We start from the raw sequence: 16,397 nt of genomic DNA on the forward strand, positions 1-16,397 counted from the left end.
CTGTATCAGTCATTACATGAACGGTACGGGGTGAAATGCTCGATGACGGATGGGTATGACTGCTACCAGAATGCGTTGGCGTAGCGGGTGAACGGGATTTTGAAAGGAGAGTTATTGTTGCAAAGCCCGCAGGATTTGACGCAAGCGCGGGAAATGGTGCGTGAAGCAGTGGATATTTACAACGCGGAGCGGCCGCATCATGCGTTGAAATACAGAACCCCCGATGCGGTACATAGAGGGTTCTGAGTAGAAAAATGCTAGTTGAAAATGTGTAAACCTATTTCAGGACTAGACAAACACAACAGGCCACCACCCAGGCTGAATGGCCTGAATGCCACAAAATCTGCCCCGTCCAAAAACCAAGAGGCGAAGGATCACCCTTCGCCTCTGACGTAACAGCTGGCTACTCGCTCTGGGGCAGGAACTGCAGCTCCGGCGCCGAGGAGGTCAGCACATCGGCGCAATAATCCCAGGTCGAGATGCGATAGTGCTGCAGATCTTCATCCAGATGCAGGCCGTCCGACTCCTGATGGAACCAGCTGGCAAAACGGGATGGAGTGATGAGCTGGATCTGCTCTTCGATGGCGTGGCTATCCTTCCCCTCGGCCAGATCGCAATCCTCGATGACCCGCAGGGCATAAATATGGCGAAAATAGACCCGGCAGAGGATTTGCGGGGGTAAATCGATGCTGCGCGCCCGCCCCAGCATGATGGTCAGGGAGTCGCTCCAGAGATCCTGATGCAACTCGGCCACAACCAGACCGGGCGGTAGCTGGCGGGACGGAGCCCAAGGGACGGCAACCTGCCGAATGGCATTTTTCTGTTCCATATTCACCTCACGACAACTCGCTCCCTGTCTTGAGTCTATCTGAACCACATAGTCCCGGCGAAGGCAATCGATGGACAATAAAAACGGCAATAAAAAAGCCGACGTATCAAACGTCGGCGAATAAAAAGTGCTTACAACAGAGGATTCACATATTCAGACCCTCGGGTCGAAAGATTGGTTCCCTCTTTTTGTAATTAATTTTCGGCGCGTTTAAACATCAGGGTATTGGCGTCCGACTCTTCCGGCACGAAGTAGTAGCCCTCGGCGTTGAAGCCGGTCAGCTGCTCCACCTCGGTCAGACGGTGCTTGATGATGTGGCGGGCCATCATGCCGCGAGCCTTCTTGGCGTAGAAGCTGATGATCTTGAACTGACCGTTCTTCTCATCCTTGAACACCGGCGTGACGATCCGCCCTTTCAGGCTCTTGGGTCGTACCGACTTGAAATACTCGTCGGAGGCCAGATTGATCAGCACCTCATCCCTCTGGGCTGCCAGCGCGTCGTTGAGGTGATGAGTGATCACCTCCCCCCAGAACTGGTAGAGATCCTTGCCGCGACTATTGTCGAGCCTGGTCCCCATCTCCAGTCGATAGGGCATCATCAGGTCGAGGGGACGCAACACGCCATAGAGGCCGGAGAGCATCCGCAGGTGTGCCTGAGCGAAGTCAAAATCGGCCTCGCTGAAATCCTCTACCGCCAAACCGGTGTAGACATCCCCCTTGAAGGCCAGCAGCGCCTGACGGGCATTGGCGGGGGTGAAATCTGGCTGCCACTCGGCAAACCGGGCGGCATTGAGACCGGCCAGCTTGTCGCTGATCTTCATCAGAGTGGCGATCTGGTCAGGGCTCAGTTGGCGGGCTCGGCTAATCAGTTCGGCGGAGTGCTCCAGCAGCTCGGGTTGGGTGAAACGGGGGGTCACCAGCGGTGACTCGTAATCCAGCGTCTTGGCCGGGGAAACCACAATCAGCATAACGTTCCTTTCTGGCTAGGGGCCGAACAGCGGATCGGCCCCATGTTTCATTCATCCAGCGTCACATTTTCCAGTGTGCCGGACCCCAGCTGCTCGCGACCGGAGAGCTTGATCAGCAGCCGCAGGTCGTTGGCCGAGTCGGCATGGGCGAGGGCCTCACTGTAGCCAATCTGGCCGGCGCAGAACAGGCTGAAAAGCGCCTGATCGAAGGTCTGCATGCCCAGTTCGGCAGATTTGGTCATCACCTCCTTGAGACGGTGCATCTCTCCCTTGCGGATTATGTCGGTGATGAGCGGGGTATTGAGCAGGATCTCGAATGCCGCACTGCGCCGCAAACCATCGACACTCGGCACCAGTTGCTGGGCGACAATAGCTCTGAGGTTGAAGGAGAGATCGAACAGAAACTGGCGATGTTTCTCCTGCGGCACCAGATGGAGGATGCGATCCAGCGCCTGGTTGGCGTTGTTGGCATGCAAAGTGGCGAGACAGAGATGGCCGGTCTCGGCGAACTGCAGGGCAAACTCCATGGTCTCCTGACTTCGGATCTCGCCGATCAGGATCACGTCCGGTGCCTGACGCAGCGAGCTTTTCAGTGCTACATCGAACGACTCGGTGTCGATCCCCACCTCCCGCTGGGTCACCAGGCTACGGCCATGCTGATGGACGAACTCCACCGGGTCTTCCACCGTCAGGATATGACCATCGGCATGCTGGTTGCGATAGCCGATCATCGCCGCCTGAGTGGTCGATTTACCCGCCCCGGTGGCACCGACAAACAGCACCAGCCCGCGCTTGGCCATCGCCACCTCCTGCAGGATCCTGGGGAGCTGCAGATCTTCAAAGGTGGGAATGCGGGTCTCGATACGACGAATCACCATACCGGGCAGCTCCTGCTGCCAGAAGGCGCTGACCCGAAAACGACCCAGCGCCTCGCGGTAAATCGCGTAGTTGGCCTCCTTGGTGCGGACATAGCGCTCGAAGTGATCGCTGCTGAGGGTATCCCTGACCAGCGTCAGCGCCCCTTTCTTGTCGAGCGCGTCTCCCCCCAGCGACACCAGATGGCCATTTACCTTGAGAATGGGCGGCGATCCCACCGTCACAAACAGATCCGATCCCTTTCGCTCGACCAGCTGGCTCAGCAGATCATCCAGATTCATCATTTATCCCTCCCTGGGTACAAGTCGCTTAAATGCTGTTGGGATCAACGGCCTTGGCCTTGGCATCGAGGGATGCCACCACGCCGCGACTTACCAGCTGCTTGAGGCTCTGATCCATGGTCTGCATGCCGTGGGTCATCCCGGTCTGGATCACCGAGTAGAGCTGGGCAATCTTGTCCTCCCGAATGAGGTTACGCACCGCCGGAATGCCCATCATGATCTCGTGAGCTGCCACCCGACCGCCACCAATGCGCTTGAGCAGGGTCTGGGAGATAACCGCCCGCAGGGATTCGGAGAGCATAGAGCGTACCATGTCCTTCTCCGCGCCGGGGAAGACGTCGATGATACGGTCGATGGTTTTGGCCGCCGACGAGGTGTGCAGGGTGCCAAACACCAGGTGGCCGGTTTCGGCGGCAGTCATGGCCAGACGAATGGTCTCAAGGTCGCGCATCTCGCCAACCAGAATGATGTCCGGGTCTTCCCGCAGGGCCGAGCGCAGGGCGTTGCTGAAGCTCTTGGTATCACGGTGTACTTCCCGCTGGTTCACCAGGCAGCGCTTGTTCTCGTGGACGAATTCGATGGGGTCCTCGATGGTGAGGATGTGGTGATGGAAGTTCTCGTTGATGTAGTTGACCATGGCCGCCAGGGTGGTCGATTTACCCGAACCGGTCGGGCCGGTCACCAGTACCAGACCCCGCGGGAACTCGGCAATCTTGCGGAAGATCTCCGGCGCATCGAGATCCTCGAGGCTCAGCACAGTGCTGGGGATAGTACGAAATACCGCACCCGAGCCGCGCGCCTGCTGGAAGGCGTTAACCCGGAAACGGGCCAAATTGGGTACCTCGAACGAGAAGTCGACCTCGAAGTTCTCCTCCAGCTCCTTGCGCTGATGGTCGTTCATGATGTCGTAAATGAGGGCATGCACTTCCCGGTGTTCCAGGGCGGGCAAATTGATCTTGCGAACCTCACCATCAACCCTGATCATCGGGGGAACCCCGGCCGAGAGGTGTAGATCCGAGGCTTTATGCTTTACACTGAAAGCCAATAACTCTGTGATATCCATAGACTTGTCATTCTCCCATCACAAGATCACTAACGAAATATGAACCAGATTGCCCAGCACCTGTTTCAGGTAAAGGAACGTATTGCCCAGGCCGCCGAACGGGCGAGCCGCAACCTGCAGCAGATCCGCCTGCTGGCCGTGAGCAAGACCAAACCTGTCGAGGCCATCATGGCCGCCCATGCCGCAGGTCAGCGCTGCTTTGGCGAATCCTACGCTCAGGAAGCAGCGGCCAAGATCGATACCTTGCGCCAGCAGCCGGAATATAGCGACATAGAGTGGCACTTTATCGGCCCTTTGCAATCGAACAAATCCAAACTGGTCGCCGAACGGTTTGACTGGGTGCAGAGCGTGGATCGGGACAAGCTGATCGACCGCCTCAACAACCAGCGCCCAACTACAATGGCACCGCTAAATGTTTGTCTGCAAATCAATATTAGCGGAGAGAGCAGCAAATCCGGAACGTCGGAACAAGAGATTTTCCGCCTTGCCGAGCTGGTCTCTCAAAGTGAGCGACTGGTGCTGCGGGGACTGATGGCCATTCCAGAGCACACCAGCGACGAGAGCATACTGGCCGCCCAAATGACCCGTATGCAGACTCTGTTCACCGAGCTTGCGCGACAATACCCCACGGTGGATACCCTCTCGATGGGCATGACCGAGGATCTTGAACTGGCGATCGCCCACGGCAGCACCATGGTGCGGGTCGGCACCGCCATCTTCGGCGCCCGTGACTACTCATAGGCAAGGCCAGCGGATAACCCATACGTCCGCCTCTTGCCGCGACTTCATCAACAGGAGCGTTTGATGGAACACCGAATTCTGGCGTCAGGTGGTGCAGGCAGCGCCAACCCCGCCGCGACCCCATGTGCAACAGGAGCATCTGATGCAGCATAGAACGCTGGCCTTTATCGGCGCGGGCAACATGAGCCGCAGCATCATCGCCGGACTGGTCAAGGCGGGTTATCCCGCCGGGCAGATCACGGCCGCCAACCCCAGTCTGCCCAAGCTGGAGACGCTGGCGAGCGAACATGGCATTCGCATCACCCAGAGTAATGCCGAGGCGGCCCGAGGCGCCGAAGTGATCGTGCTGGCAGTCAAGCCGCAGCTGATGGCAGGCATGCTGGCCGCTCTGGTTGCCGAGCTGGGCTCCCTTGAGGGCAAGCTGCTCATCTCCATCGCGGCTGGCATCAAGGTGGCGCGCCTTGGCGAGATGGCCGGTGGCCATGACCGCATCATCCGCACCATGCCCAATACCCCTGCCCTGCTGGGTCTGGGCATGACCGGTCTCTATGCACCCGAACATATTGCCGCCGTGGATCGTGACTTTGCCGAGCAGATGATGCAGGCGGTCGGCAAGACCCTCTGGGTGGAGCAGGAGTCTGGCATCAACGGCGTCATCGCCGCGGCGGGCAGTGCTCCGGCCTACTTCTTCCTCTTTATGCAGGCGATCGCCGAAGAGGCGGAGGCGATGGGTTTCTCGCCCGATCAGGCACGCCTGCTGGTGCAGCAGACCGCGCTGGGCGCAGCCGCCATGGTGGAGCAGAACCCTGAGCTGGCGCTGCAAACCCTGCGTGAGCAGGTCACCAGCAAGGGCGGCACCACAGCTGAAGCCATCAAGACATTCCAGCAGCAGGGGCTGATGCCGCTGACTGCGCAAGCCATGCAGGCGGCCGTTGCTCGTGCCACCGAAATGGAAACCCTCTTCTAACAGGAGCCCAGATGAACACTGCTTACTTTCTGATTAACACCGTTTTCGATCTCTACCTGATGGTGATCCTGCTGCGCGTCTGGCTGCAGTGGGCCCGTGCCGACTTCTACAACCCGATGAGCCAGATGGTGGTCAAGCTGACCAATCCGCTGGTGATCCCGCTGCGCCGCGTTATCCCGGGCTTTGGCGGCATCGACCTCGCCTCTGTGGTGCTGGCGCTGGTCATCGCCTTCGCCAAGCTGGCCCTACTCAAGAGCATGAATGTGCTGCTGGCGGACTGGCTCAGCATCAGCCTGTTCGCCGCGCTGACCGTGCTGAAGAAAGCGGGCTCGATGATCTTCTGGGTACTGCTGATCCGCGCCATCCTGAGCTGGGTCAGCCAGGGCCGCAACCCCATCGAATACGTGATGCATCAGCTGACCGAGCCGTTCCTCGCCCCTATCCGCCGCGTACTGCCGGCACTGGGCGGACTGGATCTCTCGGTGCTGGTCGCCTTTATCGGCCTGCAAGCCATCAACTACCTGCTGGGTGACCTGTTCGGCCAGCTGTGGTGGATGATTTGATGCCTGCCGTCCTGCAACAAGGGGATGAACTGGTACTGCATCTGGTGATCCAGCCCAAGGCGAGTCGGGATCAGATCATCGGATTGCATGGCGAAGAGCTGAAAGTGGCAATCACGGCGCCGCCCGTCGATGGCCAAGCCAACAGCCATCTGATCAAGTTTCTGGCCAAGCAGTTCAAGGTGGCCAAGGGACAGATCACCATAGTGCGGGGCGAGCTGGGGCGACACAAAACCGTCACCATCGACAGCCCCAAACAGTTGCCGCAAGAAGTGAGTGCACTGCTGAATGACACGCAAGGCTGAATGAATCGGCCTGCGCCAACCGTAGATATGAGAGGGATGACAGATGAAAACAGCCTGGATGAGTGGCCTGCTGGCACTGCTGATGACACTGCCGCTCAAGGCAGAACAGATGAAGGAGCTGGGGCCCTGGCTGGTGCACTACAGCGCCTTCAACTCCAGCTTCCTCACCCCCGAGGTCGCCAAGGCGTATGGACTGGAGCGCAGTCGCTACAACGCCATCATCAATATCGCGGTACAGGACAAGCAGAAAGTGGCGCAAGCCGTGGGGATCACCGGTGAGGCCAAGAACCTGACCGGCACCATCCGCACCCTGAGCTTTCAGGAGGTAAAAGAGGGGGATGCCATCTACTATCTGGCGACCCTCCCCTACCGCAACGAAGATACCTATCAGTTCACCCTGAAGATCATGGGCGGTGGGCAGCAACAGAACCTCAGCTTCCAGCAGACCTTCTACGTCGACTGAGCAGCAACAAGAAGCCCCGACCAAGGTAGGGGCTTCATTTTATCCATATGACAAGGGCGCCATCAGGGCGCCCTTGTTACATCTATTCCGTACCGCAGCGGTTACAGGGCGAGGAACAGACCGGCCAGACAGGCGCTCATCAGGTTCGCCAGCACGCCGGAGAGAATGGCGCGCATGCCGTAACGGGCGATGAAGGATTTGCGCTCCGGCACCATGGAACCCAGACCGCCGATCAGGATCGCCATGGAGGAGATGTTGGCAAAGCCACACAGGGCAAAGGTCACGATGGCCTTGCTCGACTCGCTCAGGGTCTGATCCTGCACCAGACCGATGAAGGCGACGAACTCGTTGACCACGATCTTGGTGCCGATCAGGGCGCCAGCGGCTTGCGCCTGATCCCAGGGCACACCGATCAGCCAGGAGACGGGGGCAAACAGCCAGCCCAGAATGATTTGGAAGCTCAGATCCAGCCCCACCAGACCGCCAGCCCAGCCGAGCAGGCCATTGAGCATGGCGATCACGCCAACGAAGGCCAGCAGAGTCGCACCAACTGCCACCGCGATATTGAGACCGGACATGGCGCCATCGGCCGCCGCTTCAATCACGTTGGTGGCGCGGGGGATCTCTACATCCTGATGGTGATCGACCTCTTCAGCTCCCGGCGGCACCAGGATTTTGGCCATCGCCAGACCGGCAGGGGCCGACATGAAGGCTGCCGCGATCAGGTATTTCAGCTCAACCCCGAGGCTGGCATAGCCCACCAGGGTGCCACCGGCGACGGAGGCGAGACCACAGCTCATCACGGCGAAGAACTGGGAATCGGACATCTTGGAGAGGTAGGGTTTGACCACCAGCGGCGCTTCCACCATGCCGACGAAGATGTTGGCGGTCGCGGAGAGGCTCTCGGCACGGCCGGTGCCCAGCAATTTCTGCAAGCCACCACCCAGCAGGGCGATCACCCGCGGCATGATGCCGATGTGGTAGAGGATGGCGATCACCGCAGAGAAGAAGATGATGACCGGCAACACGTTGAAGGCAAAGATGAAGCCCAGCTTGAACTTGGCCAGATCGCCGAACAGGAAGGCGATCCCCTCCTGACCATAACCGATCACGCTGCTTACGCTCTCGCTGACCCCGTTCAGCACGTGCTGACCGGCAGGCAGCCAGAGCACTAGACCGGCAAACATGACTTGCAGACAGAGGGCAAGACCAACTGTTCGCAATGGGATACGACGACGATTATCAGAGCAGATGACGGCAAGCGCCAGGATACTCAGGATGCCGAGCAGGGCAATCATAGGGACTCCATCAGGTGGGGCAAAAGATGGGCGCGGATTCTGCGCCTCTCACCCCGTCACTGCAAGTCCGCTTGGTTACAAGCCTGTTAGAAAAAACGTTTGCACGATATCGGTTGCGCCAACTGGCTGATTTGGTTCGGTTTTAGTATCAGGAGAAATCGAGAGTTTTTATATGGAAACAATCATTCCTCACTGCCGGACAATTTACCCCCGAGCCAGGGGACCAGTCGCTGCTCCCAATAGGGTTCGGGGCCAAATCTGGCCTTGAGGAAATCGATGAAGAGACGGATCTTGGGATCCAGATGTTCGCGCCTGGCATAAACGGCGTGTACCGCCATCTGCTGGTTCGGTCGCCATCCTGGCAACACCGGGATTAGCTTGCCGCTCTGTAACTCCTTGTCCAGCAAGTAGTTGGCGATATAGGCGATGCCGAGCCCGGCCAGTGCCGCATCCCGCACCGCCTCCGCCATATCCACCCGATAGTTGCCCGCCACCTGCACCGTCTGGCGCTCCTTGCCCTGGCGAAACGACCACTGGTGATAGCGCCGCTCCCGACTCTGGTAAGTGATGCAGTTGTGCTGGGCCAGATCCTTGGGATGGAGCGGCGTACCGTGGCTCAGCAGGTAATCCGGCGAAGCCGCCACCACGAAGCCAATGTCGGCCAGCCGCTGTCCCACCAGCCCTTCCGGCTTGTCCTCATAGGTGGTGAGCCAGAGATCCAGCCCCTCATCCACCAGATTGGTTCTGTGGTCGAACAGCGAGACCTCCAGCTCCAGCTCGGGATAGCGATCCTGAAACGCCTTGAGATGGGGAATGACGTGCAGACGACCAAAAGATTGGCCCACCCCGAGATGGAGCACGCCACTCACCTTGCCACGCCGCTCGGCGATCATGGAGTCAGCCTCCTGCGCCACCGCCACCAGCGCATGGCAGTGACGGGCATACTCCTGACCCAGCTCGGTCAGGACGAAGCGGCGGGTGGTGCGCTGCACCAGCTGGGCGCCAAGGGTGGTCTCCAGCAGCGCCAGCTGCTTGCTGATATGGGATTTGGAGACCCCGAGACGACGGGCGGCGGCAGAGATCCCCTGCTCGCGCACCAGCGCATCGAAGATCACCATTTGAGGAAGACGTTGCAGCACAGGATAACCGGATTGAGTGGCGGTAGCCCATTATTCCAGAGCCGCCCGCCAAGGGGTAGGGTCAGAGCCCCAGCGCCCGGGTGATCTGCAGTTTGAGGGGGTCGTCAGCCGGATTCTGGTTGGCGCCGTAGCTGGCGATCAGCTTGCCATCGCGCCCCACCAGATACTTGTGGAAGTTCCAGTTCGGCTCATCCCCATCAGCGGCCGCCGCCAACCCCTTGAACAGTGGCACAGCATCGGAGCCCCGCACCGCTACCCGATTGAACATCGGGAAGGTGACGCCATAGTCGCGGCGACACACCTCGGCGGTCTTGGTCTCGTTTCCCGCCTCCTGCCAGAAATCGTTGGAGGGGAAACCGAGAATAATCAGCCCTTTATCCTTGTAGCTCTGGTAGAGCTTCTCCAGATCGCGGAACTGGCCGCTGTAGCCGCAGTAGGAGGCGGTATTGACTACCAGTACCACCTTGCCCTCGGTCAGCTGACAGAGGTTATGGCGCTGAGAGTTGTTTAGCTCCCGCATCTCCACATTGAAATAATCGGGGCACGCCGCAGAGGCCGCGCCAGCCCCCAATAACAGCAACAGAGTGAACCATTTCATCGCCAAGACTCCTTTTGTTTTGTCCATCATACGCGGTTACCAGAGCCGCAGTTCACTCTCAATGCAATGGAATGCCGGTCAGCCAGCCGTGGCCCCAGAACACCAGCAGCGCGGTGGCAGCCAGGCCCGCCCCGACGCTGATGCCTGTGCCAGTCCAGTTGGCCGCCGGACGGGGATATCGCTGCCAGTCCCGCACCGAAATCCAGACCATGCTCACCAGCGCCCAGAGCCCGATGCCGCCAAACAACACCAGAGAGCGCGCCTCGCTGTTGACCAGCAGATGGGCCACCGCCCAGAGCAGGGTACCGAGCAGTTGGGGATGCACCAGCCAGCGCCGCAGATGGTTGGGCCCCTGGCCGGAGAAGAAAAGGATCAGCGCAAAGGGCATCATCACCGTCATGGTCATCGGCCCCCAATCCGGCAGGAAGTAGAGCGGCAGCGAGCTGGCCGAGCGCCAACCGGCGATGATGCAGGCAATGGCGACAAACACCAGCAGGGAGAAGAGCCCCTTGTAGCGATTCTCCCCCAGCCGCTCGCGCAGCCGCGCCCGATGGGCCACCGCAAAACAGGGGTAGAGATGGATCAGGGTAAACAGCGCAACCCCCAGGGTCAGCAGGAACATGAGTCTCTCCTTGTACTTGGTACGACCACTATGCCGTAAAGGGAGATGTGCGCCTATCAAAACCGCGCTGACCCATGGAGTCAAAAGTGTGGCAAGACAAAGGAGCAGAAAGAAAAGAGCCGATCACGATGGATCGGCAAATAAGTGCCAGGGCAGTCAGACATCTCGCGAGATGGGAGATGCCCCAAACGGGGATATTGAGTGGCCGATGGGGCGCATCGGCCGAACCGGATCAGCCCTTGAGCTGATAGAGCGCTGCTACGTTGCGCGCAGTGAGTTGAATGTTGGTGCTGGCGCTCTCCAGCGCCTCCGGCAGAGACATGGCGCGGTTGACTACGGCGAATACCGCGTCCAGCCCGTGATCGTGTACCACACCGCAATCGTCGGTCAGGCAACCGGAGATGCCGATCACCGGCTTGCCGAACTGCTTGGCGCAACGTGCGACACCGATTGGCGTCTTGCCGTGGATGGTCTGGCTGTCGATGCGCCCTTCGCCGGTGATGACCAGATCCGCATCGGCCACTTCCTCGGCCAGTTTCAGTGCTTCGATGACGATCTGGATGCCGGGCTTGAGCTCGGCACCAAGCAGACCGACCAGTGCGGCCCCCATGCCACCGGCAGCGCCCGCCCCCGGAATATCCTTCACCTGCTTGCCAAGGGCCTGCTCAATGCAGTCGGCATAACGGGAGAGGTTGGCATCAAGTTCGACAACCATTTCAGGCGTTGCCCCCTTCTGCGGGCCAAACACCGCAGAGGCGCCTTTCGGGCCGCAGAGCGGGTTGTTCACATCACACGCCACCTCGATAACCAGCTCGCTCAGACGCGGATCCAGACCGCTCAGGTCGATGGTCTCGAGCTCACCGAGACCCGCGCCACCCAGCTCGATGGCAGAGCCATCGGCTTTGAGCAACTTGCCGCCGAGCGCCTGGATCATACCGGCTCCGCCGTCATTGGTGGCGCTGCCGCCGATACCGAGGATCAGATGCTTCACCCCCATCTCCAGCGCGGCCAGGATCAGCTCGCCGGTACCGAAGCTGGAGGTGAGCAGTGGATTGCGCTGCTCGGGAGCGACCAGATGGATGCCGGAGGCGGCGGCCATCTCGATGACGGCGCGCTCGCCATCACCCAGCAGGCCGACGAAGCCCTGCACCTTGTTACCTAGGGGCGCGGTCACTTCGACCGGCAGGATGCGGCCACCGGTGGCATCGACCAGCGATTGCACTGTGCCTTCACCACCATCGGCCATCGGCAATTTGACGTAGGTGGCGTTCGGCAGTACCTGCTTGAAACCGGCCTCGATGGCATCAGCCACCGCCATGGCGCTCAGACTCTCCTTGAATGAATCGGGGGCAATAACAATTTTCATATCAATTCCTTAGGCGAGGCCAAACACGCCAAACATCAGGGTGGAGACAGTGGCAATGGTCAGACCGACTGCAGTTTCGTAAGGGATAAGTTTCAGGCGCTCACCCACCCCCATGTGGACGCTGCCACCGGTGGCATGGAAAAAAGAGCCGTGGGGCATGTGGTCAAACACAGTGGCACCGGCATGGATCATCGCCGCCCCGGCCAGACTGCTGATCCCCAGTTCAATCAGGGTGGAGCTGAATACGTTGGAGGCCACCACGGTACCTGCGGTAGTCGAGGCGGTTGCCAGCGACATCAGGGCACCGGAGATAGGCGCCAGCAGGTAAGAAGGCAGACCGGAGGCGGTCAGGCCGCTGATCAGCACATCTTTCAGGCCGGAGTTGGCAATGATGCCCGCCAGGGTACCGGTACCCAGCAGCATGATGGCGACCGGCGCCATACGGGCGAGGCCGGAGACCGCAAACTGGTTCACCTTGCGGAATTTACCCATCATCAGGGCGCCGACCAGACCACCAAGCGGCAGCGCAATCAGCGGATCCACCACGATACCGGCGACCGGTCGCAGGGCCAGCAGCAGGATGGCGACCAGCGGTGCACTGATGGCGGCGGCAAAGCCCGGCAACTTGGCACCGGCAAAGCTCACCACTTCATCAGCAGCAACCTTGCTGCCCTTGTTGTTAAGACGCTTGGCCAGCCAGTAGGCCATCACCAGACCGAACAGGCCCGGAATGATGCCCGCCGCCATCACAGAGGTCAGGGGTAAATGGAAGGCATCAGCCGCGGCAATGGCGTTGGGGTTGGGGGACATGACGTTACCCGCCTTGCCGCCGCCGATCATCGCCAGCAGGATGGCCGCCTTGGAGAGGTCGGCACGGCGGGCAATGGCCAGCGCGATGGGGGCGACCGTGATAACTGCCACATCCACGAATACGCCGACCGCAGTCAGGATCAGAGTCGCCAGCGCCAGTGCCAGCAAGGCGCGGGTTTCACCGAGTTTCTTGACGATGGTCTCGGCGATAGTGGTGGCCGCACCCGATTCGATCAGTACGCCCGCCAGTACACCGGCCGCCAGGATCCGCATCACAGCTGTGGTGATCCCCTGGGCGCCGCCGATCATCAGGGCAACGGTCTGAGTCAGATCGGCACCGCCAATCAGGCCACCGGCCAGGGCACCCACGATCATGCCGTAAGCGGGCGGCACCTTCTTCAAAATGAGGATGATGGCGATGGAGAGCGCCGCGATGGCGCCAAGGGCTGTAACCGGGATCATGACGGACACCTTCAATGGGAGTGAATGGCCGCCATTATGGAGATCTGCAATCAGAATGCTTTGGCTGAATAGCCAAAAATAGCGTCATGTAAAAGTAGTTTTTTGTCTAATTTTACAATCACAAGTCGAGATTAAGGCCGAGATAGAGCAAAAATTTGTCGTCTAACTTGTTGAAATTCAACCCGGTTATCTGCTCTATCCGCCCCAGCCGATAGCGCAGGGTATTGGGGTGAATGAACAGAGCCTCGGCACAGCGATGCAGATCACAATCCTGCAAGAAATAGTGGCGCAGGGTCTTCTGCAGCGCCCCTTTGCCATCTTCCCGGGCCAGTTTCTGCAGCGGTGTGCGCAGCTGATCCGCTTGCCAGGAGTCCGCCAGACTGCCCAGCAGCACTGGCAAACGGTAGTCCTCAAAGAAGTAGACCTGTTTGCGCGGCGCCTGCCGCATGCCACGGCGCAGGGTATCTCGCGCCGTCTGGTAAGAGCGCGCCAGCCCGTCGATCCCGGCGAAGTAATCGCCCACCGCGATATGCACCTTGAAGTGAGGAATACGCGCCAGCAACTGCTTGATCCGGCTGCGCTCCTGCGCCGATTGCCAGACGCCCTCACTCAATTGCGCCGGTTTGAGCACCACTATCTCGTCGAGCCCGTTGATGGCGACCAGATTGTCCCGCTCCGGATTTTCCAGCTGATGAACCAGCTCTCGCAGACGCGCCGGATCGGCCTCCTCCAGGGCCAGCACGGCCACCACCCTAGGCTGGGCCAACTCCAACCCGAGAAAACGGGCCGCCTGCTGCAATTGATCGACTCGCCCCTCACCACGAATGAGCTGCAACACCAACTCCTCCTTGTGGCGCTTGTCCCACTGCAACTGCTCGGTAAGCGCCGCCTGCTCCAGGATCAGTTCTGCCGTCATTCGCACCAGCTCGGCGTAAGCACGCACTTCCTCCGGATCGCCGGAGATGCCGATCACCCCGATCAGCTCCCCCTGATAGGAGATGGGCAGATTGATGCCGGGGCGCACCCCTTTGAGCTGCAAGGCAGTCGCTTCGCTGATCTCCACCACCCTGTTTTCGGTCAGCGCCAGCACGGCCCCTTCGTGGCGCTGATGGATCCGCTCCGGATTACCGGACGCAATGATGAGACCGTGTTCATCCATCACATTGACCGAGAACGACAGGATCTTCATCGCCCGGCTCACAATCTGGCGCGCCAGGGTATCGTTTAGCTGCATAACATCTCCAAAGAAGGGACTCGGCAACCCGCAGGAAAGCGCCTGCTACGGGGCAAAGATGCCACATCATCAAGACAAGCGAGAGGGGGATCGCTAGAATAGGCCACTTTACCCGATGTGAGCCCGCCATGGAGCAGGATTTGGTGCTGCCACCACGGCTTCGTGCAGGCCCATCCCCCCGATCTGGACTGTGCTATGGATTATGAATTTCGCCGCGACCCGTTTGGTGGCTATCGCGCCCGGTTCTCCATGGGCCATGAAGCCATCGGTCAGTGGCTGATCGACGAGGTTGGCAAGGATGAGGAGAAGCTCGACGAGCTCTTCTCCATCATTGATCAGCTCTCCAACCGCACCCGAGTCGAATACCGGCTCAACGGCGGTGACTACTCCCTGCTGCTGACCCATGAAGAGGCGGAGGTGAAAGCCAACGCCCTCAATATCGAGCTGGGTGAGGATCTTGACGATCTCGCCTACTACGATGATGAACAGCTGGCCATGTGCGGGCTGGAAGATTTTGCCCAGGTGCTCGGCTCCTGGCGCGCCTTTATCCGTAACGAGGATATGGGCTGATTGAGCCAATGTCGGATTACTATGTCGGGCAAACGTGCCCTTTTGCCTAACTCAACAGGATTGACTATGTCTATTTACGATTTTGATGACGAACTGCCGGAAGACGAAGAACAGGAATCCACCAAGAAAGCGGCTGCACCTGCCAAGAAGAAAGGCAAGCAGGTGATGAACACTCAGGTCAACCTGAGCCCGCGCGATGCCAGCCGTCTGAACGGCATGCACGTTGAAGCGATCGCCACGCTGGACGACGTCAGCTTGCCGAAGAACGTCATCTTCAAGGCTGGCCTGATCGCCCTGGGCGAACTGGAAGCCGGCAAGCGCGCCGATATCATCGCCCGCGTGATTGCCGAATCAGGCCGCTAATCGCCTCTGAAGGCATAAAGAAAGCCGGAGCCACTGCTCCGGCTTTTTAATTGGCGCCAATCTGCTCTGACTCAGGGTTGCTCACAGCGCAGCAGACGTGGCTGTCCCCAAGGAACCAGTTGGTCGTAATGGCCACTGGCACGGGCAGCAGCCAAGGCGTCGTTGAAGCGTTCTATCAGTTCACGTCCATTTTGCATCTTGCGCGACACCAGCAAATAAAAGGTATCCCGCTGGCGAAAATAGGGGAGCGGTTGCAGATAGTTCGGGTCGCCGAACACCTGCATGCTGGCGTCCGCCGTTACCGCATCGTTCATCGGCATCAGCTCAACCCGTTTCAGTTCAAGCAGTTGCAGGCATTGCGCCAGACTCTTTGGACGAGTGAGCCGCAATGAAAAACGGGCAATTACCTCATCCGCATGGCTGGTGCTCCAACCGGCGGGAATACAGACTCTCAACCCCTGCCACTTGCCATCGAGTACCGCATCGCTGCCACGATAGGTAAACCAGGAGAGGTGATCGATATGAATGGGGGCACTGTAATAGAAGAGCTTGGCCCTCTCACGTGTCCAGGCATAGGGGTATGTAGCTGACGCCACGCCGTTACGAGCCAGCTCGTAACCCCGGCTCCATGGCAGATAATCCACCTTTAACTCGTCATAGCCAGCCTCATGTAACAGAGTCGTCACCAACCTGGTACTTTGACCCCCATCGGGTAATGCCGCACCGGAATAAGGCGAAAACTCCCCGGTTACCAGTGACAGGGGAGTGCATGACAACCATCCACACCAACAACAGAACAACCAACCATAGTGCTTCATCGCCATCCCTCTTTTTACTCTCCAGTTCAGTATAGGAGGCTGACCCGAATAGCCCGGTTCGGTT

The 16,397-nt window shown here is 59.4% G+C and carries 19 protein-coding genes and 1 pseudogene; 8 read left to right on the forward strand and 12 right to left on the reverse strand.

Annotation, left to right across the window (positions count from 1 at the left end):
• Positions 1-246: pseudogene (locus G5533_RS18330) on the forward strand (integrase core domain-containing protein); the annotation flags it as partial.
• 157 nt (positions 247-403) lie between these two features.
• On the opposite strand, the gene G5533_RS18335 reads toward G5533_RS18330, so the two are convergent.
• The 4 genes from G5533_RS18335 to tapT form a co-directional block, all read right to left on the reverse strand.
• Positions 404-829, reverse strand: coding sequence for a hypothetical protein (locus G5533_RS18335; protein WP_005340360.1), 426 nt, complete (start codon positions 827-829; stop codon positions 404-406).
• Positions 830-1,023: 194 nt separating this feature from the next.
• On the reverse strand, positions 1,024-1,797 hold the full coding sequence (gene yaaA, locus G5533_RS18340; RefSeq protein ID WP_421206081.1) for a peroxide stress protein YaaA: 774 nt from the start codon (positions 1,795-1,797) through the stop codon (positions 1,024-1,026).
• 47 nt (positions 1,798-1,844) lie between these two features.
• Positions 1,845-2,954, reverse strand: a complete 1,110-nt coding sequence (gene tapU, locus G5533_RS18345; RefSeq protein WP_216954525.1) for a type IVa pilus ATPase TapU — start codon at positions 2,952-2,954, stop codon at positions 1,845-1,847.
• Positions 2,955-2,982: 28 nt separating this feature from the next.
• Complete coding sequence (gene tapT, locus G5533_RS18350; RefSeq protein WP_005340354.1) at positions 2,983-4,017, reverse strand: type IVa pilus ATPase TapT; 1,035 nt, start codon at positions 4,015-4,017, stop codon at positions 2,983-2,985.
• A 39-nt stretch (positions 4,018-4,056) separates the two neighbouring features.
• Between tapT and G5533_RS18355 the strand changes: the two genes are divergently transcribed.
• The 5 genes from G5533_RS18355 (at position 4,057) to G5533_RS18375 (ending at position 7,053) form a co-directional block, all read left to right on the forward strand.
• Positions 4,057-4,758 (forward strand): YggS family pyridoxal phosphate-dependent enzyme, encoded by a 702-nt coding sequence (locus G5533_RS18355; protein ID WP_204480235.1) that lies wholly within the window; start codon positions 4,057-4,059, stop codon positions 4,756-4,758.
• Positions 4,759-4,900: 142 nt separating this feature from the next.
• On the forward strand, positions 4,901-5,725 hold the full coding sequence (proC, locus tag G5533_RS18360; RefSeq protein ID WP_219295531.1) for a pyrroline-5-carboxylate reductase: 825 nt from the start codon (positions 4,901-4,903) through the stop codon (positions 5,723-5,725).
• 11 nt (positions 5,726-5,736) lie between these two features.
• Entirely contained in the window at positions 5,737-6,288 is a 552-nt protein-coding gene (locus G5533_RS18365) for a YggT family protein (RefSeq protein WP_042011910.1), read from the forward strand.
• Positions 6,288-6,590: a DUF167 family protein YggU gene (gene yggU / locus G5533_RS18370; RefSeq protein WP_123173809.1), complete on the forward strand. Its 303-nt coding sequence runs from the start codon at positions 6,288-6,290 to the stop codon at positions 6,588-6,590. Before G5533_RS18365 ends, yggU begins: the two co-directional genes overlap by 1 nt.
• A gap of 43 nt (positions 6,591-6,633) precedes the next feature.
• The gene (locus G5533_RS18375) at positions 6,634-7,053 is read left to right on the forward strand and encodes a DUF4426 domain-containing protein (RefSeq protein ID WP_111901074.1); all 420 of its coding nucleotides are present in this window, start codon (positions 6,634-6,636) and stop codon (positions 7,051-7,053) included.
• Between the two features lie 101 nt (positions 7,054-7,154).
• Here G5533_RS18375 and G5533_RS18380 read toward each other — a convergent pair whose 3' ends face one another.
• From G5533_RS18380 to G5533_RS18410, 7 genes are all read right to left on the reverse strand, one after another.
• The gene (locus G5533_RS18380) at positions 7,155-8,351 is read right to left on the reverse strand and encodes a NupC/NupG family nucleoside CNT transporter (RefSeq protein WP_005357935.1); all 1,197 of its coding nucleotides are present in this window, start codon (positions 8,349-8,351) and stop codon (positions 7,155-7,157) included.
• A gap of 182 nt (positions 8,352-8,533) precedes the next feature.
• Positions 8,534-9,469, reverse strand: a complete 936-nt coding sequence (locus G5533_RS18385) for a LysR family transcriptional regulator (protein WP_042053315.1) — start codon at positions 9,467-9,469, stop codon at positions 8,534-8,536.
• Between the two features lie 82 nt (positions 9,470-9,551).
• Positions 9,552-10,088: a glutathione peroxidase gene (locus G5533_RS18390; protein ID WP_005340333.1), complete on the reverse strand. Its 537-nt coding sequence runs from the start codon at positions 10,086-10,088 to the stop codon at positions 9,552-9,554.
• A gap of 58 nt (positions 10,089-10,146) precedes the next feature.
• Positions 10,147-10,710: an NnrU family protein gene (locus G5533_RS18395; protein ID WP_042053314.1), complete on the reverse strand. Its 564-nt coding sequence runs from the start codon at positions 10,708-10,710 to the stop codon at positions 10,147-10,149.
• A gap of 232 nt (positions 10,711-10,942) precedes the next feature.
• The gene (locus tag G5533_RS18400; RefSeq protein ID WP_266134741.1) at positions 10,943-12,076 is read right to left on the reverse strand and encodes a glycerate kinase; all 1,134 of its coding nucleotides are present in this window, start codon (positions 12,074-12,076) and stop codon (positions 10,943-10,945) included.
• Between the two features lie 9 nt (positions 12,077-12,085).
• Positions 12,086-13,348 (reverse strand): GntP family permease, encoded by a 1,263-nt coding sequence (locus tag G5533_RS18405; protein ID WP_108613298.1) that lies wholly within the window; start codon positions 13,346-13,348, stop codon positions 12,086-12,088.
• Between the two features lie 118 nt (positions 13,349-13,466).
• The gene (locus G5533_RS18410) at positions 13,467-14,582 is read right to left on the reverse strand and encodes a sugar diacid recognition domain-containing protein (RefSeq protein WP_441255202.1); all 1,116 of its coding nucleotides are present in this window, start codon (positions 14,580-14,582) and stop codon (positions 13,467-13,469) included.
• A 195-nt stretch (positions 14,583-14,777) separates the two neighbouring features.
• On the opposite strand from G5533_RS18410, the gene G5533_RS18415 reads away from it, so the two are divergent.
• Together G5533_RS18415 and G5533_RS18420 are read left to right on the forward strand one after the other, a co-directional pair.
• Positions 14,778-15,152 (forward strand): YacL family protein, encoded by a 375-nt coding sequence (locus G5533_RS18415; RefSeq protein WP_031227767.1) that lies wholly within the window; start codon positions 14,778-14,780, stop codon positions 15,150-15,152.
• A 66-nt stretch (positions 15,153-15,218) separates the two neighbouring features.
• Positions 15,219-15,515, forward strand: coding sequence for a hypothetical protein (locus G5533_RS18420; RefSeq protein WP_005348860.1), 297 nt, complete (start codon positions 15,219-15,221; stop codon positions 15,513-15,515).
• A 71-nt stretch (positions 15,516-15,586) separates the two neighbouring features.
• Here G5533_RS18420 and G5533_RS18425 read toward each other — a convergent pair whose 3' ends face one another.
• Positions 15,587-16,201, reverse strand: coding sequence for a substrate-binding periplasmic protein (locus tag G5533_RS18425; protein WP_441255203.1), 615 nt, complete (start codon positions 16,199-16,201; stop codon positions 15,587-15,589).
• Positions 16,202-16,397: the final 196 nt, after the last annotated feature.

It is taken from the genome of Aeromonas sp. A600620, from assembly GCF_029479985.1.
Lineage (GTDB): Bacteria > Pseudomonadota > Gammaproteobacteria > Enterobacterales > Aeromonadaceae > Aeromonas > Aeromonas veronii_A.

Bases quoted from the DNA above. Each gene is read 5' to 3' on its own strand.
- G5533_RS18355 (WP_204480235.1), top strand. From the start codon at position 4,057: ATGAACCAGATTGCCCAGCACCTGTTTCAGGTAAAGGAACGTATTGCC.
- G5533_RS18420 (WP_005348860.1), top strand. From the start codon at position 15,219: ATGTCTATTTACGATTTTGATGACGAACTGCCGGAAGACGAAGAACAG.
- G5533_RS18415 (WP_031227767.1), top strand. From the start codon at position 14,778: ATGGATTATGAATTTCGCCGCGACCCGTTTGGTGGCTATCGCGCCCGG.
- G5533_RS18375 (WP_111901074.1), top strand. From the start codon at position 6,634: ATGAAAACAGCCTGGATGAGTGGCCTGCTGGCACTGCTGATGACACTG.
- proC (WP_219295531.1), top strand. From the start codon at position 4,901: ATGCAGCATAGAACGCTGGCCTTTATCGGCGCGGGCAACATGAGCCGC.
- G5533_RS18390 (WP_005340333.1), bottom strand. From the start codon at position 10,088: ATGAAATGGTTCACTCTGTTGCTGTTATTGGGGGCTGGCGCGGCCTCT.
- yaaA (WP_421206081.1), bottom strand. From the start codon at position 1,797: ATGCTGATTGTGGTTTCCCCGGCCAAGACGCTGGATTACGAGTCACCG.
- yggU (WP_123173809.1), top strand. From the start codon at position 6,288: ATGCCTGCCGTCCTGCAACAAGGGGATGAACTGGTACTGCATCTGGTG.
- G5533_RS18405 (WP_108613298.1), bottom strand. From the start codon at position 13,348: ATGATCCCGGTTACAGCCCTTGGCGCCATCGCGGCGCTCTCCATCGCC.
- tapU (WP_216954525.1), bottom strand. From the start codon at position 2,954: ATGAATCTGGATGATCTGCTGAGCCAGCTGGTCGAGCGAAAGGGATCG.
- G5533_RS18385 (WP_042053315.1), bottom strand. From the start codon at position 9,469: ATGGTGATCTTCGATGCGCTGGTGCGCGAGCAGGGGATCTCTGCCGCC.
- G5533_RS18335 (WP_005340360.1), bottom strand. From the start codon at position 829: ATGGAACAGAAAAATGCCATTCGGCAGGTTGCCGTCCCTTGGGCTCCG.
- G5533_RS18380 (WP_005357935.1), bottom strand. From the start codon at position 8,351: ATGATTGCCCTGCTCGGCATCCTGAGTATCCTGGCGCTTGCCGTCATC.
- G5533_RS18365 (WP_042011910.1), top strand. From the start codon at position 5,737: ATGAACACTGCTTACTTTCTGATTAACACCGTTTTCGATCTCTACCTG.
- G5533_RS18400 (WP_266134741.1), bottom strand. From the start codon at position 12,076: ATGAAAATTGTTATTGCCCCCGATTCATTCAAGGAGAGTCTGAGCGCC.
- G5533_RS18410 (WP_441255202.1), bottom strand. From the start codon at position 14,582: ATGCAGCTAAACGATACCCTGGCGCGCCAGATTGTGAGCCGGGCGATG.
- tapT (WP_005340354.1), bottom strand. From the start codon at position 4,017: ATGGATATCACAGAGTTATTGGCTTTCAGTGTAAAGCATAAAGCCTCG.
- G5533_RS18395 (WP_042053314.1), bottom strand. From the start codon at position 10,710: ATGTTCCTGCTGACCCTGGGGGTTGCGCTGTTTACCCTGATCCATCTC.